The organism is Paraburkholderia sediminicola (assembly GCF_046026895.1).
Taxonomy (GTDB): Bacteria; Pseudomonadota; Gammaproteobacteria; order Burkholderiales; family Burkholderiaceae; genus Paraburkholderia; species Paraburkholderia sediminicola_C.
Genome location: NZ_JAQQEU010000004.1, coordinates 46,295 through 64,485 on the forward strand (window position 1 = coordinate 46,295; position 18,191 = coordinate 64,485).

Annotated in this window: 19 protein-coding genes and 1 pseudogene; 8 read left to right on the forward strand and 12 right to left on the reverse strand. The window is 64.6% G+C overall.

Annotated elements, in window-relative coordinates; genetic code table 11:
• Complete coding sequence (locus PQR02_RS04240; protein ID WP_408225942.1) at positions 1-468, reverse strand: NINE protein; 468 nt, start codon at positions 466-468, stop codon at positions 1-3.
• A 254-nt stretch (positions 469-722) separates the two neighbouring features.
• Entirely contained in the window at positions 723-1,838 is a 1,116-nt protein-coding gene (locus PQR02_RS04245) for a PQQ-dependent sugar dehydrogenase (protein ID WP_408225945.1), read from the reverse strand.
• 241 nt (positions 1,839-2,079) lie between these two features.
• On the opposite strand from PQR02_RS04245, the gene rpsP reads away from it, so the two are divergent.
• The 6 genes from rpsP to PQR02_RS04275 all read left to right on the forward strand — a co-directional run bounded on the left by rpsP (position 2,080) and on the right by PQR02_RS04275 (position 6,371).
• The gene (rpsP, locus tag PQR02_RS04250; protein ID WP_013090118.1) at positions 2,080-2,334 is read left to right on the forward strand and encodes a 30S ribosomal protein S16; all 255 of its coding nucleotides are present in this window, start codon (positions 2,080-2,082) and stop codon (positions 2,332-2,334) included.
• 120 nt (positions 2,335-2,454) lie between these two features.
• Positions 2,455-3,189, forward strand: coding sequence for a ribosome maturation factor RimM (gene rimM, locus PQR02_RS04255; protein WP_408225948.1), 735 nt, complete (start codon positions 2,455-2,457; stop codon positions 3,187-3,189).
• Between the two features lie 25 nt (positions 3,190-3,214).
• Positions 3,215-3,982: a tRNA (guanosine(37)-N1)-methyltransferase TrmD gene (trmD, locus tag PQR02_RS04260; RefSeq protein WP_408225951.1), complete on the forward strand. Its 768-nt coding sequence runs from the start codon at positions 3,215-3,217 to the stop codon at positions 3,980-3,982.
• A gap of 135 nt (positions 3,983-4,117) precedes the next feature.
• On the forward strand, positions 4,118-4,504 hold the full coding sequence (gene rplS / locus PQR02_RS04265) for a 50S ribosomal protein L19 (RefSeq protein ID WP_408225953.1): 387 nt from the start codon (positions 4,118-4,120) through the stop codon (positions 4,502-4,504).
• Positions 4,505-4,597: 93 nt separating this feature from the next.
• A complete protein-coding gene (locus PQR02_RS04270) occupies positions 4,598-5,317 on the forward strand; it encodes a CoA pyrophosphatase (RefSeq protein ID WP_408225956.1) in 720 nt (239 codons plus the stop codon).
• 115 nt (positions 5,318-5,432) lie between these two features.
• A complete protein-coding gene (locus tag PQR02_RS04275) occupies positions 5,433-6,371 on the forward strand; it encodes a CobD/CbiB family protein (protein ID WP_149673599.1) in 939 nt (312 codons plus the stop codon).
• 212 nt (positions 6,372-6,583) lie between these two features.
• On the opposite strand, the gene PQR02_RS04280 is transcribed toward PQR02_RS04275, so the two are convergent.
• From PQR02_RS04280 to PQR02_RS04290, 3 genes are read right to left on the reverse strand one after another with little or no spacing between them, the layout of a single operon-like run.
• Positions 6,584-6,904 carry a putative signal transducing protein gene (locus PQR02_RS04280; protein ID WP_408225960.1) on the reverse strand — a complete coding sequence of 107 codons (321 nt, stop codon included), beginning with the start codon at positions 6,902-6,904 and terminating at the stop codon, positions 6,584-6,586.
• A 1-nt stretch (position 6,905) separates the two neighbouring features.
• Positions 6,906-7,859 carry a ribosome small subunit-dependent GTPase A gene (gene rsgA / locus PQR02_RS04285; protein ID WP_408225963.1) on the reverse strand — a complete coding sequence of 318 codons (954 nt, stop codon included), beginning with the start codon at positions 7,857-7,859 and terminating at the stop codon, positions 6,906-6,908.
• The gene (locus PQR02_RS04290) at positions 7,856-9,115 is read right to left on the reverse strand and encodes a M48 family metallopeptidase (RefSeq protein ID WP_408225966.1); all 1,260 of its coding nucleotides are present in this window, start codon (positions 9,113-9,115) and stop codon (positions 7,856-7,858) included. Before PQR02_RS04290 ends, rsgA begins: the two co-directional genes overlap by 4 nt.
• Positions 9,116-9,296: 181 nt before the next feature.
• Here PQR02_RS04290 and orn point away from each other — a divergent pair, with 181 nt between their 5' ends.
• Positions 9,297-9,908: an oligoribonuclease gene (orn, locus tag PQR02_RS04295; protein WP_408225969.1), complete on the forward strand. Its 612-nt coding sequence runs from the start codon at positions 9,297-9,299 to the stop codon at positions 9,906-9,908.
• 3 nt (positions 9,909-9,911) lie between these two features.
• Here the strand turns inward: orn and mog are convergent, their stop codons facing one another.
• Together mog and yjgA are read right to left on the reverse strand one after the other, a co-directional pair.
• A complete protein-coding gene (gene mog / locus PQR02_RS04300) occupies positions 9,912-10,577 on the reverse strand; it encodes a molybdopterin adenylyltransferase (protein WP_408225972.1) in 666 nt (221 codons plus the stop codon).
• Positions 10,558-11,169, reverse strand: coding sequence for a ribosome biogenesis factor YjgA (yjgA, locus tag PQR02_RS04305; RefSeq protein WP_408226381.1), 612 nt, complete (start codon positions 11,167-11,169; stop codon positions 10,558-10,560). Before yjgA ends, mog begins: the two co-directional genes overlap by 20 nt.
• Positions 11,170-11,440: 271 nt before the next feature.
• Between yjgA and pmbA the strand changes: the two genes are divergently transcribed.
• Positions 11,441-12,811 carry a metalloprotease PmbA gene (pmbA, locus tag PQR02_RS04310; protein WP_408225975.1) on the forward strand — a complete coding sequence of 457 codons (1,371 nt, stop codon included), beginning with the start codon at positions 11,441-11,443 and terminating at the stop codon, positions 12,809-12,811.
• Positions 12,812-12,920: 109 nt separating this feature from the next.
• Here pmbA and PQR02_RS04315 read toward each other — a convergent pair whose 3' ends face one another.
• The 5 genes and pseudogenes from PQR02_RS04315 to PQR02_RS04335 all read right to left on the reverse strand — a co-directional run bounded on the left by PQR02_RS04315 (position 12,921) and on the right by PQR02_RS04335 (position 18,161).
• Positions 12,921-13,421, reverse strand: a complete 501-nt coding sequence (locus PQR02_RS04315; RefSeq protein ID WP_408225978.1) for a dihydrofolate reductase — start codon at positions 13,419-13,421, stop codon at positions 12,921-12,923.
• Positions 13,422-13,510: 89 nt separating this feature from the next.
• Entirely contained in the window at positions 13,511-15,073 is a 1,563-nt protein-coding gene (locus PQR02_RS04320) for a sigma-54 dependent transcriptional regulator (protein ID WP_408225981.1), read from the reverse strand.
• A gap of 24 nt (positions 15,074-15,097) precedes the next feature.
• Positions 15,098-16,519: pseudogene (locus PQR02_RS04325) on the reverse strand (hypothetical protein).
• Between the two features lie 120 nt (positions 16,520-16,639).
• Entirely contained in the window at positions 16,640-17,440 is an 801-nt protein-coding gene (locus PQR02_RS04330) for a peptidase C39 (protein ID WP_408225984.1), read from the reverse strand.
• Positions 17,441-17,447: 7 nt separating this feature from the next.
• A complete protein-coding gene (locus PQR02_RS04335) occupies positions 17,448-18,161 on the reverse strand; it encodes a C39 family peptidase (RefSeq protein ID WP_408225987.1) in 714 nt (237 codons plus the stop codon).
• Positions 18,162-18,191 lie beyond the last annotated feature (30 nt).

The window sequence follows — 18,191 nt, forward strand, 5'->3', positions numbered from 1 at the left end:
TCATTGCGAGATTGTTTTGGCCGCTTCCACCTGACTTTCGAAGTAGGTCTGGAACGACAGGGCGAGGCCGGTCATCAGCAGGAATGCGCCGATCAGCAGCGAGAAGATCACTACGAAAATGACGGTCCAGCCGGAGCGGCTTTTGCGTTGCGTGTGCGCATTGAACTGCGCGTCCCATTTTTCATCGGGACGCAGCCCGTAGACGATCGCGGCGAGAAACGCGGAAAGTACCGAAACCGCGCCGAAAAAAGCCAGCAGCCAGCCGAGGATCGAAGCGCGTTCGCTTGCCACCAGCAGCATGACGCCGGGAATGCCAATCAATGTGCCTAGCAGATGAGCCCAGCCGTATACGTCGCGTTTGCCGAACAGATAGAAGCGGTGGGCGCCGAGGCTGCCCAGTAGGAACGCCAGCGCGGCGGTAATCGTCTTGGATCGGAAGCGCGGGGAAATCGAAGCAGCGGTGGACATGTCGACGTGGGCAAAGTGACAGGCGGTCGAAGGGAGCGGCGCGCCGTTGGGGTGCGGACCGACGCGCATTCTACGCCTGCCGCATGCCGGGGGCGCAGGAGGGGGCAGCGTGCTGTGAAGTTACGGCTTATCCGAATGGGGGGTGTGTTGCGCGCAATCTCTGGGCGCGTCGGCAGTGGGATGATCGTTGCCCACCCTGGAACCGGTAGTGAAGCGGCCGGGCCAGGTCGCCACCTTGCTCGAAGCCATCGACACTACGGCGCTGAATAGGTCACGCGATAGATGGCGCCGGCGTAGTCGTCGCTGATCAGCAGTGAACCGTCGGGCAACGGCAGCACGTCGGCGGGGCGTCCCCAGACGGCTTCGCCAGGCTGCAGCCAGCCTTCGGCAAAGACTTCCTGCCGCGCGTTGCCGCCGTCCGGGTCGGTCATCACCCGCATCACCCGGTAGCCGACCTTCTTGCTGCGATTCCACGACCCATGTTCGGCGATGAAAATATTGTTCCGGTATGCAGGCGGAAACATCGAGCCGGTATAAAACCGCATGCCGAGCGCGGCGACGTGCGCGCCCAGTTTCAGCACCGGCGGCGTAAACGAACTGCACGGATGGTCCTTGCCGAATTCCGGGTCGGGCGTGTCGCCGCCGTGACAATAAGGAAAGCCGAAGTCCATCCCGGCGCGCGGCGCGCGGTTGAGCTTGTCGTTGGGGACGTCGTCGCCTAGCAGGTCGCGACCGTTGTCGGTGAACCACAGTTCGTGCGTCACCGGGTGCCACGCGAAACCCACCGAGTTGCGTATGCCGCGTGCCACGACTTCATAGTGGCTGCCGTCCGGGTCCATGCGGCCGATCATCGCGAACCGGTCGCGGTCTTTCAGGCAGACGTTGCAGGGTGCGCCTTGCGGTACATAGAGCTTGCCGTCCGGGCCGAAGGCGATGAATTTCCAGCCGTGATGGGTCTCGGTGGGCAGCGTGTCGATGACCACGGCGGGTTTGGGCGGATCGTTCAGATGAGCGTCGATCGCGTCGAAGCGTACAATCTTCGACACCGCGGACACGTACAGCGCGCCGTCCCGCCATGCCACGCCCGCCGGCGATTCCAGACCGGAGGCGATCACGTGGCGGCCTGTCACGCGGCCGTTTTGCGGTTCGAGCGCATAGACGTGCCCGTCGAAACTGCCTACGTAAAGAATGCCCTTCGGCGAGAGCGCCATCGCGCGTGCGCTCGGCACGGCGTCCGACAAAACCTCGATGTGAAAGCCCGGCGGCAATTTGATGCGCTCGACCGGCAACGCGGCAACCGCCGCGAGGGCTTGGCCAGCGAACAACGCGGCCGCCGCGAAGCGTAGCGCGCGGCGGCGCGAGCTGCGCATGAGGCCGGCAAAACAAATAGATACGAGAAGAAAAGCGGGTAAAAAAGCAGTCGGCGGCAGCAGTTTCACGGGCGCTCCATCAGGTAATCCGGGCGTTCTGGCCTGGTCCCGGGCCGTTTTGCGGACGGCCGGCGCGGTCAGGTCGCTCAGTTTATCCCGGTAAGTGTTTGTTATGGCGTCGGTTTCCCGCTATAATCGCGTGTTTCAGTCGTTCCGAACCCCGGTTTTCAAGGATTCTAGTATGGTCATCATCCGCTTGGCTCGTGGCGGCTCCAAGAAGCGCCCGTTCTACAACATTGTCGCAACCGATTCGCGTAGCCGTCGTGACGGCCGCTTCATCGAGCGCGTCGGCTTCTACAACCCGGTCGCTACGAAGGGTGAATCCCTGCGTATCGCTCAAGATCGCCTGACGTACTGGCAAGGTGTTGGCGCACAACTGTCGCCGACCGTCGAGCGTCTCGTGAAGGAAGCGCAAAAGGCGCAGCCGGCTGCTTAATGGTAGCTAGCCTGCGTATCGTCGTCGGTTCGGCCGGCGGCTCGCGCAGCTTGCGTGAGCAGTCCGATGCGCGAGTTGTTTTACTGAAGCAGACGTCGAAGCTGGCAGCGAGGTTTTCTCATGTCCGAGCGTGATTCCGGCAGTTCAGGTCGCGTGAAGGCAAAGGCGGCAGCTTCGCGCGCGAAGACGTCTGGTCAGGCGCCGTTCGGTGCATTCGTCCGCAAGCCGGTCGAACGGGCCGAAGGCAGGGCGCAAGCCCAGGTTGCACAAGCCAGTTCCGCTGCAGCAGAAATGCGCGCGGAAACGGTGGAAAGCTGGCCGGCCGATGCGGTCGAAGTCGGCGCAATCGTCGACGCTTACGGCCTCAAAGGCTGGGTCAAGGTGGCCGCGCATGCGGATGCCGGGCATGGCGGCGACGCTTTGCTGAGCGCGAAGCGCTGGTGGCTGCTGAAAGGCCATGAGCGCAAGTCGGTGCCGTCATTGCAGGCAAAAACGCATAGCGACAGTGTGGTTGCCCATCTGGGCGGCGTCACTGACCGCGATGTGGCGCTGGCACTGCGCGGCTCTCGCGTCTATATCTGCCGCAGCGAATTTCCGGCCCTCGAAGCCGACGAATTCTACTGGGTCGACCTGCTCGGCCTGGATGTGGTGAACGTTGCCGGAGTCAATCTCGGCAAGGTTGCAGACATGATCGACAACGGTGCGCACTCGGTGTTGCGCATCGAATATCCGGCTGCCGACAAAAACGGCAAGCCGGTCGCAGGCGAGCGTTTGATCCCGTTCGTCGGCGTCTATGTCAAAACGGTCGACCAGGCGGCGAAGCAGATCATCGTCGACTGGGAAGCCGATTACTAAAAACATTCGCTGAATGGAGAGAGCGATGCAGTTCGATGTCGTGACGCTCTTTCCTGAAATGTTCCGCGCGCTGACCGACTGGGGGATTACCAGTCGTGCCGCGAAGCAGGAGCGCTATGCGTTGCGTACGTGGAATCCGCGTGATTTCACCACCGACAATTACCGCACGATCGACGACCGCCCTTACGGCGGCGGACCCGGCATGGTGATGCTGGCAAAGCCGCTGGAAGATGCGATCGGCGCGGCGAAAGCGGCGCAGGCGGAGCAGGGCATCGGCGCGTCGCGCGTCGTGACGATGTCGCCGCAAGGCGCAACGTTGAATCACGAGCGCGTCATGCAATTCGCCGCCGAACCCGGTCTGATCCTGTTGTGCGGGCGCTATGAAGCGATTGATCAGCGTCTGCTCGACCGTGTCGTCGACGAAGAGGTGAGCCTTGGCGACTTCGTGCTGTCGGGCGGTGAATTGCCTGCGATGGCGTTGATGGACGCGGTCGTGCGCCAGTTGCCCGGCGTGCTGAACGACTCGCAGTCAGCGGTGCAGGACAGCTTTGTCGACGTACTGCTGGATTGTCCGCATTACACACGTCCCGAGGAATACGACGGCGTGCGTGTGCCCGATGTGCTGCTCGGCGGCCATCACGCGGAAATCGAGGCGTGGCGTCGGCGTGAAGCGCTGCGCAACACGTTGAAGAAGCGGCCCGATCTGATCGTGAAGGCCAGAAAGAACAAGATGTTGAGCCGTGCCGACGAGGCATGGCTCGCGAGTCTCGCGAAGGAAGAGTCGAAGGCGTAAAGCCGGCGGTCTTTCGAGCGGACACCAGGCGGCGCCGCACATGCGTGTTCGGCGCCAGATGTGAACCCATCCTCTATCGGGGCCGTAGCCGCAAGGCAGGTACGAACGCCGACAAGATGGATCTAGGAGTCAGTAATGAATCTGATTGCAAAACTCGAGCAGGAAGAGATCGCGCGCGCCCTCGGCGAGAAGACCATCCCCGACTTCGCTCCGGGCGACACGGTGATCGTCAGCGTGAACGTGGTTGAAGGTACGCGTAAGCGTGTTCAGGCTTACGAAGGCGTCGTGATCGCCAAACGTAACCGTGGTCTGAATTCGTCGTTCATCGTCCGCAAGATTTCGTCGGGCGAAGGCGTCGAGCGTACGTTCCAAACGTACTCGCCGCTGCTGGCAAGCATCGTCGTGAAGCGTCGCGGCGATGTGCGTCGTGCGAAGCTGTACTACCTGCGCGACCGTTCGGGCAAGTCGGCCCGGATCAAGGAAAAGCTGGTCACGAAAGACCGCGCTGCTTCCCAGGCGTAAATGCTGTAAGAAAAAGCACCCCTCGCGGGTGCTTTTTTGTTTGCCAGGTCAAAATAGCGGCATGTCCCATATCCGCTTATTCAGAGAGACCCGTTGACCCGCCCCATCTTTGAGCCTGAAACACTCCCTGTCGAAGCGACTGGCGCTCATTTGCCGCCGGTGGCCGGCGAGCGCCTCACACCTGATGGCCTGCGCGCACGTTTCGAGCAACGCCTCACCTGGACGCCGGAGCCTGTCGTCGAAGTGCAATGGCGCAACACGCCGGGCGATCCGCGGGTTGCCGCAGTGCTAGTGCCGCTGGTGGTCCGCGATCGCGGGCTGACCGTGCTGCTCACGCAACGTGCCGACCACCTGAACGATCACGCCGGCCAGGTGAGTTTTCCCGGCGGCCGCCAGGAACCCTTCGATGCCGACGCCATCGCTACCGCGCTGCGCGAAGCCCAGGAAGAGGTCGGCCTCGCGCCGTCGCGAGTGGAAATTCTCGGGGCGTTGCCCGACTACCTGACGGGCACCGGCTTTTGCGTCACACCGGTGATCGGTCTCGTGCATCCGCCGTTCGCATTGAAAATGGATGAGTTGGAAGTGGCCGAAGTCTTCGAAGTGCCGCTCGCTTTTCTGATGGACCCCGCGAATCACGAGGAGCGTGTGTTCCGTTACGAGGGCGGCGAGCGCCGCTTCTTCGCGATGCCGTATCCGCGCAGCGCATCGACGGGGGCGAGCGGGCAGGGTATCAGCGAAGTCGGCGGCCACCATTTCATCTGGGGAGCGACAGCGGCGATGCTGCGCAACCTGTATCGCTTTCTCGCTGCGTGACGCGCGCCGGACTGTGCAGTCGTTGGCTCTTTGTCAGTGTCTGCTCTCAGACGAATCCGACCCTGTGCTATCGTTATAAAACAATCGTAAAAACTTAAAAAGCACGGCGCATCGCATGACTTTTTTCTCCGTATTGCTGGCTCTGATCATTGAACAGGTACGCGCGCTGTCACCGAATAACCCGGTGTCCGCGCTGCTTCAATACCACGCGGAGTCGGCGGCGCACGGATTCGATGCCGGCAAGCCCAAGCATGGCCTGCTCGCGTGGCTCGTGGTGGTGGTGCCCTGGACGCTGGCGGTCGCGCTCGTCTACTACGTGCTGTATCACATTCATTTCGCGCTGGCGTTCTTATGGAACGTCGCGGTGTTGTACTTCACGCTCGGCTTCCGCCAGTTCAGCCACTATTTCACGGATATCCATCTCGCGTTGAACAACGACGATGTGCCGCGCGCGCGTGAAATTCTGAATGAATGGACCGGGCTCGATACCGTCGATATGCCCGTCAGCGAGATCGTCCGTCATACGCTGATTCACGCGGTGGTCGCTTCGCATCGCCATGTGTTCGGGGTGTTCTTCTGGTTCCTGATTCCGGTCGGGCCGGCGGGCGCGGTGCTGTACCGGATCGCCGAATACCTGGCGCGCGCATGGGCGCGGCCGGCCGACGACCGGACCGCTGCGTTTTCGAGCTTCGCGCAGCAAGCGTTCTTCGTGATCGACTGGGTGCCGGCGCGGTTGACGTCGCTGGGCTTTGCGATCGTCGGCAATTTCGAGGACGCGATTTACGCGTGGCGCAATCATGCGCGTCAGTGGCCCGATACGAACGACGGCGTGTTGCTGGCCGCCGGAAGCGGCGCGCTGGGCGCGCGTCTGAGCGGCCCGCTTGCCGAACCGTCGAGCCTCGACGCGCTTGCTACCGGCGACGGCGGCCCGATGCAGGTCGGCGACGACTGCACGCCGCGCACGTTGCAATCGGCGGTGGGTCTGGTGTGGCGCGCGGTGGTGCTGTGGATGATTCTGCTGTTGATGCTGACCATCGCGGTGTGGCTCGCTTGATACGGGAACGCCAGCGCGGCGTATACAGAAACCGGGCAATTAATTGCCCGGTTTTTTATTGCTTCGGCCAACGCGGGCGTGCCTTTCATTGGCCGCGACGCGGGCCGCCCCTCACCTGATGCTCCGTGCCCGAATCTGCTGAGCCGTGATGCCCCGCGCTCAAACCGTCTTGGCTAACCGATATCCCGCAGCCATCTCGCACGCCGCACGCCTCACCCATCCAACGGATCACGCGCCGTCCCGCACTGCCAGCACACCGTGAATTGCGCTTCGAGCGTCTCTCCGCACTGACGGCATCGCCAGTCGGGTGAGCCCGCCGCCGGTCCATGCGCGGCCGCATCGATCAAACGCCGGGCGATCGACTCGTCGCGTTCATCGACGAGCCACAGCTCAGGCGCGCACTGATCCGCCGGAATGTCGCCGAGCGCGCCGTTCAGATAGCGGTTGTGCAGTTCGCAACGGATGCCCGCGGTCTCCAGCACATTGACCCAATGCTGTCCGGTGATCAGATTCGGCGCGCGCATCAGTTTCATGTCAGCGTACGATCTGGCTGGCTTCGTGCACGAGTTGCGCATACAGCGCATGCCGTTCACGACGGATGCGGCCGTCGGCGACCGCTTCGAGAATCGCGCAGCCCGGCTCGTGCAAGTGATGACAATTGTAGAAGCGGCAGTTCGGCAGCAGCGGCCGGAACTCCGGAAACGCGCGTTCGAGCCGGCCTTCGGTCAGATGATGCAGGCCGAATTCCTGAAAGCCCGGCGAGTCGATCAATGCGCCGCCTGCGCCGCTACCGTCGACGTTCGGCAACGGATAGAGCCGCGTAAAAGTGGTGGTATGACGCCCGCTATTGAGCGCCGTTGAGATCTCGCGCGTGGCGACTTCGGCATCGGGAATCAGCAGGTTCACGAGCGTCGATTTGCCCATGCCGGACTGTCCCAGCAGCAGCGTCGAATGACCACGCAGATGTTCGACCAAAGCGTCACGAGCGGCCACGGGCTGCATTTTGATCGACACCTCGACGACCGGATAGCCCAACGCGCGATACGGCTCCAGCCGTCTGCGCGCACCGTCGAGCGCACCGGTCACGTCGATCTTGTTCAGCACGATCAACGGCTTCAACTCGTTCGCTTCGGCGGCGACGAGCGCGCGGCCGAGCAGGTCTTCGCTGAAATGCGGTTCAGTGGCGAGCACGATCAACAGCTGGTCGAGATTGGCGGCGAACAGTTTCGACTTGTACTGATCCGAGCGATACAGCAGATTGCGCCGCTCGCCGATCTCGACGATCACGCCCTGGTCCGCGGAAGTCGGCTCGTAGATCACGCGATCGCCGACCGCCACCTCGCTGCGCTTGCCGCGCGGGAAGCACTGGAGCATCGCGCCGCCGTCCTCGGGCGCCACCAGATAGTGGCGGCCATGCGCGGCCACCACGAGGCCGCCTACGCGCGGGCTGGACGGCGCGCGCGGCGCTTTCGGGGAGCGGCCGCTCATGCGTGCCGCAGCAGACGGTCGATCCGCTGCGACGCCGGCGGATGCGAGTAATAGAACGCGGTGTAAAGCGGATCGGGTGTCAGCGTCGACGCGTTGTCCTCGTACAGCTTGACGAGCGCGTTGACGAGGTCTTGCGCATCGGTCTGCGTCGCGGCGAACGCGTCGGCTTCGAACTCGTGCTTGCGCGAACTGAGGCTGCCGAGCGGCGTGACGAAGAACAGGAACACCGGCAGCGCGAGGAAGAACAGCACGAGCGCCAGGCCGCTATTGCCGCCCAGCAGCGACGGCCGCACGCCCAGGCCTTCGTAGAACCACACGCACTGGGAAAGCCAGCCGAGCAGTGCGAGCATCACGAGGCTGATCGCGAAAGTGACGAGCATTCGCTTGATCACATGACGGCGCTTGAAGTGGCCGAGTTCGTGCGCGAGCACGGCTTCGATCTCGCTGCCCGACAGGCGTGCGAGCAGGGTGTCGAAGAACACGATCCGCTTGGCCGCGCCGAAGCCGGTGAAGTACGCGTTGCCGTGCGCCGAACGGCGGCTGCCGTCCATCACGAAGAGGCCCTTGGCGGCGAAGCCGCAGCGTTGCATCAGGGCTTCGATGCGGCTTTTCAGCGCTTCGTCCTTCAGCGGTTCGAACTTGTTGAAGAGCGGCGCGATGAACGACGGGTACAGCACCAGCACGAGCATCTGGAACGCGACCCAGACGATCCAGGTCCACAGCCACCACAGGCCGCCCGCCTGTTTCATCAGCCACAGAACGACGAACAGCAGCGGCAGGCCGAACGCGGCGCCGAGCAGCGTGCCCTTGATGCGATCCAGGAAGAAGATGCGCTTGCTCATCCGGTTGAAGCCGAAGCGCTGTTCGATCACGAACTGCCGGTAATAATCGAACGGCAGGTCGATCGCGCCGGTGATCGCGATCACCGCGACGATCAGCGCGATCTGGCCGATGTAGTCGCGGCCGAGCCAGTCGGAGATCGCCAGGTCGAGCGCCTGCACGCCGCCGAGCAGCGTGAGGCCGATCAGCACGGCCGCGCCGACCAGGATCTCGATCATCGTGAGGCGGGTGCGCTCGATGGTGTAGTCGGCGGCGCGCTGGTGCGCGGTCAATGCGATGGTGCCGGCGAACTGGCTCGGCACCTGCTCGCGGTGCGCGGCGACGAAGCGGATTTGCCGCGACGCGAGCCAGAGTTTGGTGCCGACCATCGCCACGACGGCGACGACGAACAGAACGGTGAAGTACAGGGTGGGCATCCGGGGATTCCGTGGTATCTATGCGAGAATTATATGTTTCTTCCCGCCTCGCGGCGGGGCGACGTGGTCAAACCGGCTGAAACCGGGTCCAGCCAATCGCTCAGACCAATCTCAAACGAACAATCGCCGTGGCCAGCGTGCTTGCACAGAAGCCGCCGGCCGGGCCATCAGGGTTGCCTTCATGACTGACATCCTCGCATCCACCGAACAGCCGCCGCTCGTGCGCAGCGAAATGAATCTCGTCTGGCTGGACATGGAAATGACCGGGCTCGAGCCCGACTCCGACCGCATCATCGAAATCGCGGTGGTGGTGACGAATTCGACGCTCGACAGGATGGTCGAAGGTCCGGTGCTGGCGATTCACCAGAGCGACGAGACGCTCGCGAAGATGGATCAGTGGAACCAGAACACGCATGGCCGGTCGGGCCTGATCGACCGCGTGAAGGCATCGACGGTCAGCGAGGCCGATGCCACCGGGCTGATCCGCGATTTCCTCGGCGCTTATGTGCCGCCCGGCAAGTCACCGATGTGCGGCAACTCGATCTGCCAGGACCGCCGCTTCATGGCGCGCTGGATGCCGGAACTGGAGCAGTTCTTCCATTACCGCAATCTTGACGTCAGCACGCTGAAGGAACTGTGCCGCCGCTGGCAGCCGGCCATCTACAAGGGTTTCCAGAAACGCGCGATGCACACCGCGCTGGCCGACATCCACGAATCGATCGACGAACTGAAGTATTACCGCGAGCACTTCCTGATTCCGTCGGCGCCGGACGCGTCCGCCAGCGCCGAATAAGCACTAGGCCGGCCGCGGCGCGCGCACCGCGTTCTTCGGCCGGAACGCCTTCACCACGTCGGCATTCGTTTCCACGTACGGCCCGCCGATCAGGTCGATGCAGTAAGGCACCGCCGCGAATATACCCGGCACCTTCACCGCGCCGGCCGTGCCGCCTGCATCACCGCCGGCATCTGTTTCGCGCAGGCCCTCCAGCGTTTCCCGAATCGACTTCGGCTGACCAGGCAAATTGATGATCAGCGCCGCGTGATCCGCCGTTTCGCGGATCACCGCCACCTGGCGCGACAGGATCGCGGTCGGCACGAAATTCAGGCTGATCTGCCGCATCTGCTCGCCAAAACCGGGCAACTCCTTCGTCGCGACCGCGATCGTCGCCTCGGGCGTCACGTCGCGGCGCGACGGGCCGGTGCCGCCGGTGGTCAGCACCAGGTCGCAGCCGGCTTCGTCGACCAGCTCGATGAGCGTCGCGGAAATGGTCGGCGCGTCGTCCTGAATCAGCCGCGTGAGCACCTGCCACGGCGAGCTCAATGCCGCGCCCAGCCACTCCTGCAAGGCCGGAATGCCCTTGTCCTCGTACACGCCGGCGGACGCGCGGTCGCTGATCGACACGAGACCAATCACGATCTCGTCCGGGTGCCGGCGAATGGGCTTACTCGTCGCGCTCGTCATCGTCGTCTTCCAGGGCGTCGTCGGCTTCGGAATCGCTTTGCGCGGACGGGCCGTCCGCGTTCTTGATCCACTGGAACAGTTCGCGGAAATAGCGCGGCGGCTTGCTCTGCTGCGTTTCCTTGCGGGCGTTGCGGATCAGCGTGCGGCCCTCCTGCGGGTCGGCATTCGGGTGCTGGCGGATGAACTCGGTCAGCGCGGCGTCGTCGGCGAGCAGTTTCTCGCGGGTGCGCTCGATCCAGTGAAGCTTGGCCGTTTCCGCCTTGTTGACGCCGTTGTAGGTGTCGAGCGCGGTGCGCAGCGCGGCGGTTTCCGCGTCGAGCAGCGAGCGCATCACGCGGCCGACGTATTGCACCTGGCGGCGCTTGCCTTCGTGGTCGGTGATGCGGCGCGCTTCGCGCACGGCGTCGTCGAGCTTTTCGGGCATCGGCATGCGCTTGAGCGCATCTTTGGGCAGCGCGATCAGCGCCGAGCCCAGCTCCTGCAGCTCATGCATTTCGCGCTTGAGCTGGGACTTGCTGGGACGGTCGTAGCCGTTTTCGTCGACTTCCGGCGCGGCGGATTCGATGGGTTGAATGCGGGTTTTGCGTGTCATGCCGGTATTGTAGCGTGCCGCGCCCGCCGCACCCGCGCTGGCGGTGCGCACGAGGGCTTGCGCCTGGTCAGGCGTCTGCCGCGGGGCAGCCCCGCGGACAACCAGCCGGCTACCCGCGGCGAGGCACGCAAGCCTCAGCGATTGCCAGGTACGGCGGCGCGTACCTTGCTATGATCGCGGGATGCGTAAACCACCCCGCACGTGCGCGAGCATGAGCGCGGCATGTGCGAACACTTAGGGCCGCTCGGCCCCGAACAGGACGGCAACGACAATGGCAGCAGACATGGACGTCAAGCAGCGCTTTTTTCCGCATACCCAGGATGAACTGAAGGAAATCGCCTCGGACATCCTTCGTCACGCGAAGTCGCTCGGCGGCACCGACGCGGCAACCGAAATCTCCGAGGGCGACGGGCTGTCCGTCTCCGTCAGGCGCGGCGAAGTCGAAACGATCGAACACAATCGCGACAAGATGGTCGGCGTGACGGTGTTCATCGGCAACAAGCGCGGCAATGCGAGCACTTCGGACTTCTCGTCGCAAGCTTTGAAGGACACGGTCGCGGCGGCGTACAACATCGCGCGCTTCACCGCGGAAGACGACTGCGCCGGCCTTGCCGAAGCCGAGCTGCTCGAAACCGCGCCGCGCGATCTCGATCTTTATCACCCGTGGACTCTGTCCGCCGACGAAGCGGTCGAAATCGCCCGCCGCTCGGAAGATGCCGCGTTCGCGACCGATCCGCAGATCAAGAACTCGGAAGGCGCGAGCGTGTCGGCGCAGCACTCGCAGTTCGTGCTGGCCACCTCGCGCGGCTTCCTCGCGGGCTATCCGTACTCGCGCCACTACATTGCGTGCGCGCCGATCGCCGGCAGCGGCCGCAACATGCAGCGCGACGACTGGTACACGTCGACCCGCAGCGCGTCGGAACTGGCCAACCCGGAAGCGGTGGGCCGTTACGCGGCGCAACGCGCGCTCGCGCGCATCGGCGCGCGCGGTCTCGATACGCGCAAGGTGCCGGTGCTGTTCGAAGCGCCGCTCGCCGCCGGGCTACTCGGCGCGTTCGTGCAGGCCACGAGCGGCGGCGCGCTGTATCGCAAGACCTCGTTCCTCGTCGACAGTCTCGGCAAGCCGGTGTTCGCGCCGCACGTGCAGGTCGTGGAAGATCCGCACGTGGTCCGCGCGATGGGCAGCGCGCCGTTCGACGAAGAAGGCGTGCGCACCCGGCAGCGTTCGGTGGTGAAGGACGGCGTGGTGGAAGGCTACTTCCTGTCCACTTATTCGGCGCGCAAGCTCGGCATGCAGACCACCGGCAACGCGGGCGGCTCGCACAACCTGTCGTTGCGCAGCTCGAACACGCGCCCGGATGACGACTTCGAAGCGATGCTGAAGAAGCTCGGCACGGGCCTCTTGCTGACCGAACTGATGGGGCAGGGCGTGAACTACGTGACGGGCGACTACTCGCGCGGCGCGTCGGGCTTCTGGGTCGAGAACGGCAAGATCCAGTATCCGGTCGAGGAGATCACGGTGGCGAGCACGCTGCAGGAGATGTTCCGCCATATCGTCGCGATCGGCGCGGATACGATCACGCGCGGCACCAAGCAGACCGGCTCGGTGCTGATCGAACGGATGACGATCGCGGGGCAGTAAACGGTTGGGGCCGCGTCCCGGCGGCGTAGAAGAAAACGGCAACGCCACGCCAATCTGCGTGGCGTTTTCTTATTGCGCGTGACGTGTGACGAGTTGAGCGTCGCGCTTTTCAGGCGCTCTTGCGCTTGTACGTGACGAACGCATAGTCGAAGTCGTTCGGCGCGTGCGCACGATGCGTCTCGTGCGCGACTTCTTCCCACTCTCTGTCGTCGAGCTTGGGGAACGTGACGTCGCCGTCGAAGTCCGCGGAAATCTCGGTGATGATCAGCTTGTCCGCGAGGCGCAGCCCTTCCACGTACAACTGCGCGCCGCCGATCAGAAACGCTTCCGGCGCCTGGTCCTGACCGGCCAGGCGCAGCGCGTCCTCGAGGGTCGTGGCGGCGTCGCAGCCCTGAAAACGGCGCGCCGCATCCCGCGTCACGACGATGTTGCGGCGTCCCGGCAACGGCCGGCCGATCGATTCATGCGTCTTGCGGCCCATGATGATGGGCGCGCCCATCGTGGTGCGCTTGAAGAACGCGAGGTCTTCGGGCAGTCGCCAGGGCAACTGGTTGTTGCGGCCGATCACGCCGTTGTTGGCGCGAGCGACGATCAGGGTGAGCGTCGTCATCGAGTGGAAAGGGGAACGTAACCGGCCGATTCTACCTGACGCGCCGGCGCGGGCCGTCGCGCGGCCCCGCGGGTATTGCGCCGCCAGCGTCATTCGTGGGGCGGATCGTCCGCGGCGAAGGGCGCTCTCGCTTCGGCGCCGCTCAGTTCGCGCAGGCCGTGCAGACCCATTAGCCGGTACAGCGTGACGCGCGAAATGTTCAGATCCACCGCCGCCTCGTTCAGCCGATGCCGATGCCGCAGCAATGCCGCCTCGATCGCGCGCTTCTCGGCGGCTTCGCGTGCTTGCGTCAGCGTCATGGTCTGCTGTTCGCTGAACTGCGCGAGGTCGAGGTCGTCGGCGGAAATCAGCTTGTTCTCGGCCATCACGATCGCGCGGCGCACGCGATTGATCAGCTCGCGCACATTGCCGGGCCAGTTGTAGTTGTACAGCGCCTCGATCGCGGACGGCGTGAAGCCGCGGATCTTGCGCGCGCTGTCGGCTTTGAACTTGTGCAGGATGTGATGCGCGAGAATCTCGATGTCCCTGCCGCGCGCGCGCAGCGGCGGCTCGTCCACGCGCAGCACGCACAGCCGGTGGAACAGGTCGGCGCGAAAGCGCCCGTCGCGCATCGCCTCTTCCAGGTCGACGTGGGTGGCGGAAATGATCCGCACGTCGACCGGAATCGAATCGCGCCCGCCGAGCCGTTCGATCTTGCCTTCCTGCAGAAAGCGCAGCAGGCTCGCCTGGCTTTCGAGCGGCAGATCGCCGATTTCGTCGAGCAGCAGCGTGCCGCCGTCGGCGGCTTCGACCCGGCCGATCTTGCGCTGATTGGCGCCCGTGAACGCGCCACGCTCGTAGCCGAATAGTTCGGACTGCAGCAGATGATGGGGAATCGCCCCGCAATTGATCGCAATGAACGGCGCCTTGCGGCGCGGCGAGCGTTCGTGAATCGCGAGCGCGGTCAGCTCCTTGCCGGTGCCCGACTCGCCGGCGATGAACACGCTCGCGTCGGTGTTCGCCACCTTGCGGATTGTGCGAAAGAGCTGCTGCATCGCCTCGCAGGTGCCGACCATCTCGTCGTCGCCCAACTCGCCCACGGGCGGCGCGAGTTCCGGCTCGCACAGCGTGACCATGCCGAACGCGTGGCCGACCAGATAATCGACCGTCGCGTTCGCCACCGGCATCTTCACGAAGTCGAAACAGTAATGGCGCACGAGCCTGCGCGCGAGCGGATCGTTGAGCCGCTCGCTGGTGGCGAGCGCGATCCAGCCGAGCTGCTGCTGGCGCAGACTCGCTTCGAGCCCGGCCAGCTCGCGCGGCGCGAAGCTCGCCAGATCGACGATGCCGGCGCAGGCCGCGTCGGGCTTCACGAGCCGGCCGAGTTCGTGCGCCGAGCGCGCCGTGGCGACCCGCCAGCCGCGGCTCTTCAGATGCGCGACGAGCGTTTCGTCCAGCGTGCGCGCGACGTAAAGCAGCGGGCGTTCGCGCTGGCCACGCGACGTGGCCGCGGCCGCCGCGCCGATGTCGGCCACGGCCAAGGCGGCCGGCATTCGGCTCGCCGGCACGCCGACGGGCTGCGTCGCGGCCATCTCCTTGGGCCGCGCCAGCGACAAATGCGATCCCGCTCCCGCCACCGGAGCAACACTGGTCAGATGAGGTGATTCACGCACGGTCGACCTCGCATGGTTGGCACGTCAGAAGGTATAGGGAAACCGCACGCCGACCACGAAGTTCGGCGCATCGGGCGTGAGCCCGATGGACACGGCGCCATTGATGGTCAGGTGCTTGTTCACGGCGTGGTTCAGGCCAAAATTCATCGCTGCGGCGGTGGTTTCGCTGCCCGGCACCTTCTCGTAGGAGCCGCCCGGCGCGCGCGTCTTCGATTCGGGTTCGAGCGCCATCGTGAACGACACGCTGGCCGAATCCTTGTCGGAGAACGCCAGCGCCACGCCACCGCCGAACTGCACGATGTCGCCGAGCTTGACCGTCGCCGGCTGGGTTTGCCCCTGCACCGACGAGATATCCGCGAACGAGCGCGCGATGTTGTAGGTGTACGAAACACTGCCGAACAGCACCACCGGGTCATAGGTCTTCAGCACCGAGACGCCGGCCGTCACGTTCCAGAAGCCGGTGCCGGTGGGCAGCTTGGTCGGCGCGACCAGATTGGTGTTGTCGGGCTCGATCTGCACCACCTTCTCGCCGAACGGCGAGGTGCCGGTCGGCGCCTTGAAGCGCAGGCTGCCGACGATGTCCGGCAGGCTGTAGGTTTCCTTGAGGAACTGGTAATAGATCCCGAAGTTGACGTCGCCCAGCGCGCTGCTGCTCACCGTCGCGTCCGACATCGTGCTCGCCGCGCCGCCCGCGCCACCGACGATGAAATTGCTGCGCCGGTACACGTAGGGCACGTCGACATCGACGCTGATGCGGTCGGTCAGGCCGTAGCGCGTGTCGAGATCGGCCATCAACTGGTGCGACTTGGTCTGGCCCAGGTTGATGTTGCCGAGGAAAATCGCGTCGAGCGCGAGGAAGCCGGACAACTGCAACTGGCGCCGGTCGTAGTACGTGTCGCTGAGGCCGAAGTCCATCGTCAGCTTGTGATCGAAGAGCGGCGCGTGTTCGCGTTGCACGACCGCCTGCTCGGCCTGCGTGCGCACCGGTTCGGCGGCCCGCTGGGTCTGGCCGATGGCGCCGCTGCCGTCGGTGGCGGCCGGCAGGCCGCCCGCGCTGCCGCCTTCGGGCGCGGGCGGATTGGCGGGCACGCCGGTCGCCGTGCCCGTGTTGCCGCCCGGCGCGGGCGTGCTCGGGTTGAGCTGCGCGAGCGGCGGCAACGGCACCGGCAGGCCGTCGGCGCCGGGCTGATCGGCCACGCTCTGGCTGCCGGCCGGCGCGCCGCGGCCGCGCAGCGTCATTTCCAGGTCGGTGACCTGGCGTTCGAGTGAATGGATCTGCCGCTGCTGTTCGTCGACGACCCGCATCAACGTGTTCAAACGTTCTTCTAGGACTGTCCGGCGAGCGCCTGTGCGTTCGCCGCTGACGAAAGGGCCAATAGCATGACGGCGGCCGGAATGGCCGCCAGTGCCATGCGCGGGCACCCTGGTCGATGAAAGGCTTTTCATTTTTGATCCCCCGGTGTTTCCGGCCGCGCATCGCCCATCCCCTGACGGCGGGCGGCCTTTTCTTCGCTGCTGTGCTGCTGTGCTGCTGTCCTGCTCGATGGCGGGTGGCGGCCCGCCTGGTCATCTCCTGTTTTGCAGAGCTTGTAGTACGCCTAACTGACGGATCATCGAGGTCGGCATCTGCTGGGTCTGCAGATGCAACTGCAATGCGTTGGCGACTTGCTGGTTATTGCCTGCAATCTGCAGCAACTGGGCGATCCGCCCGTTGCCTGGCGCGATGGTCTGGGTGGCGAGCCCAGCCGGCGTCTGCAGCGCGATGCGCACGCCGTCGCTGCCGAACGTAATGCCGGCTTTGACGGAGCCGGTCGAGTTGCTGGCCGCTGCTGACGGTGCGTTGGCGGCGCCCGCGAGCGTCACGGCGCGATTGTTGAAGTCGATCAGCGCGGAGTTCACGCCGCTGTTGCGATCACCGCCCACCTGAGTGACCTGCGAAACTCCGTTGACCGCAATGCTTTGTCCGCCGTTGACCCGAGCGTCGGGATTGGCCCCGTTGCCGCCGGGGCCGCCGCCCGTCACGCTCGCAAGCGTGCTGACGGAGGTGGAGATCTGACCGGCCGTGTTCTGGGCCGCGGCGAGCGTGCCTTGGGCGAGGGCTGTCACGCCGTTGGGCAATTGCCATTGCGAAAGAACATTCAGAACGAAACCGGAAATCATCGAGGCGCCGGCATATTTGCCGGTCTGATTGGCAAGGACGTCATCGCCGACCCTCTGCACCTTGACGGCTGCGGCGTCGGCTTCGCGTGAAGCGGGAAACTCGGGCACGGGTGGCGAGCCGGCGCCTTGTGACGCATGGGCGCTGCCGGTTGCGCCGCACGTGATGGCGCAGAGGGCAAGGCCGAGCTGGGTGAGGTATTGCTTCATGATTGGGTCAGAACAGGTCTGCCTTGTTCAAGCCGTACTCGACAAAAGGAGTCGCAGCCGTGCCGTTGGCCAGCGCGCTGGCGCGCAGCTTCAGCGCGAGCGACTCGTTGTCCTGCAACAGCGGTGAGTCCTCCCTGAATGGTTTGCCGAGGACCGCGAACACGAGACCGTTCCAGGTCTTCGCGAAGTCCTCTTCGAGCACGACGCGATTGCCGAGCGCCGGGTCCGCGATGAACACGCGGCCGTCCTGCGCATGCTTGACGATCACGAAATGCTCGTACCCGTCGATGTTCATCAGAACCATCACGGGAATCTGCAAATGGTGGAGAGCGTCGGTGTTCACGCGAAAGCCGCGGCCGCGCAAACCGATGGTCTCGACGAACTTCTTCATGTCGAGCATCGAGAAGCCGTTCTGGACAACGACGTCGGGCGTCGAGAAAACCATCATCCGGCGGATCAGTTCGGTCTCCGGAATGTCGATGCCGTAGGCGAACTTGAGGAGGGTGGCGAGCGCCGCCGCGCCGCAGCTGAAGTCGAACTGCTGGTTGACGATGTGGCTATAACGGATGTCCTTCATCGAATGAACCGTCTTCGTCAACGGCGCGCCCGCGAATCTGGACGTGTCGATGCTCGACTGTGCGCAAGTGTGGTCCACGCACAGCATGCAGCCTGCCAGCGCTACGGCGAACTGTAGCGCCGGGAACCCCTTGAACCCGTACATGTTGGTCTCCCGCGGTGTACGCACCGGCCG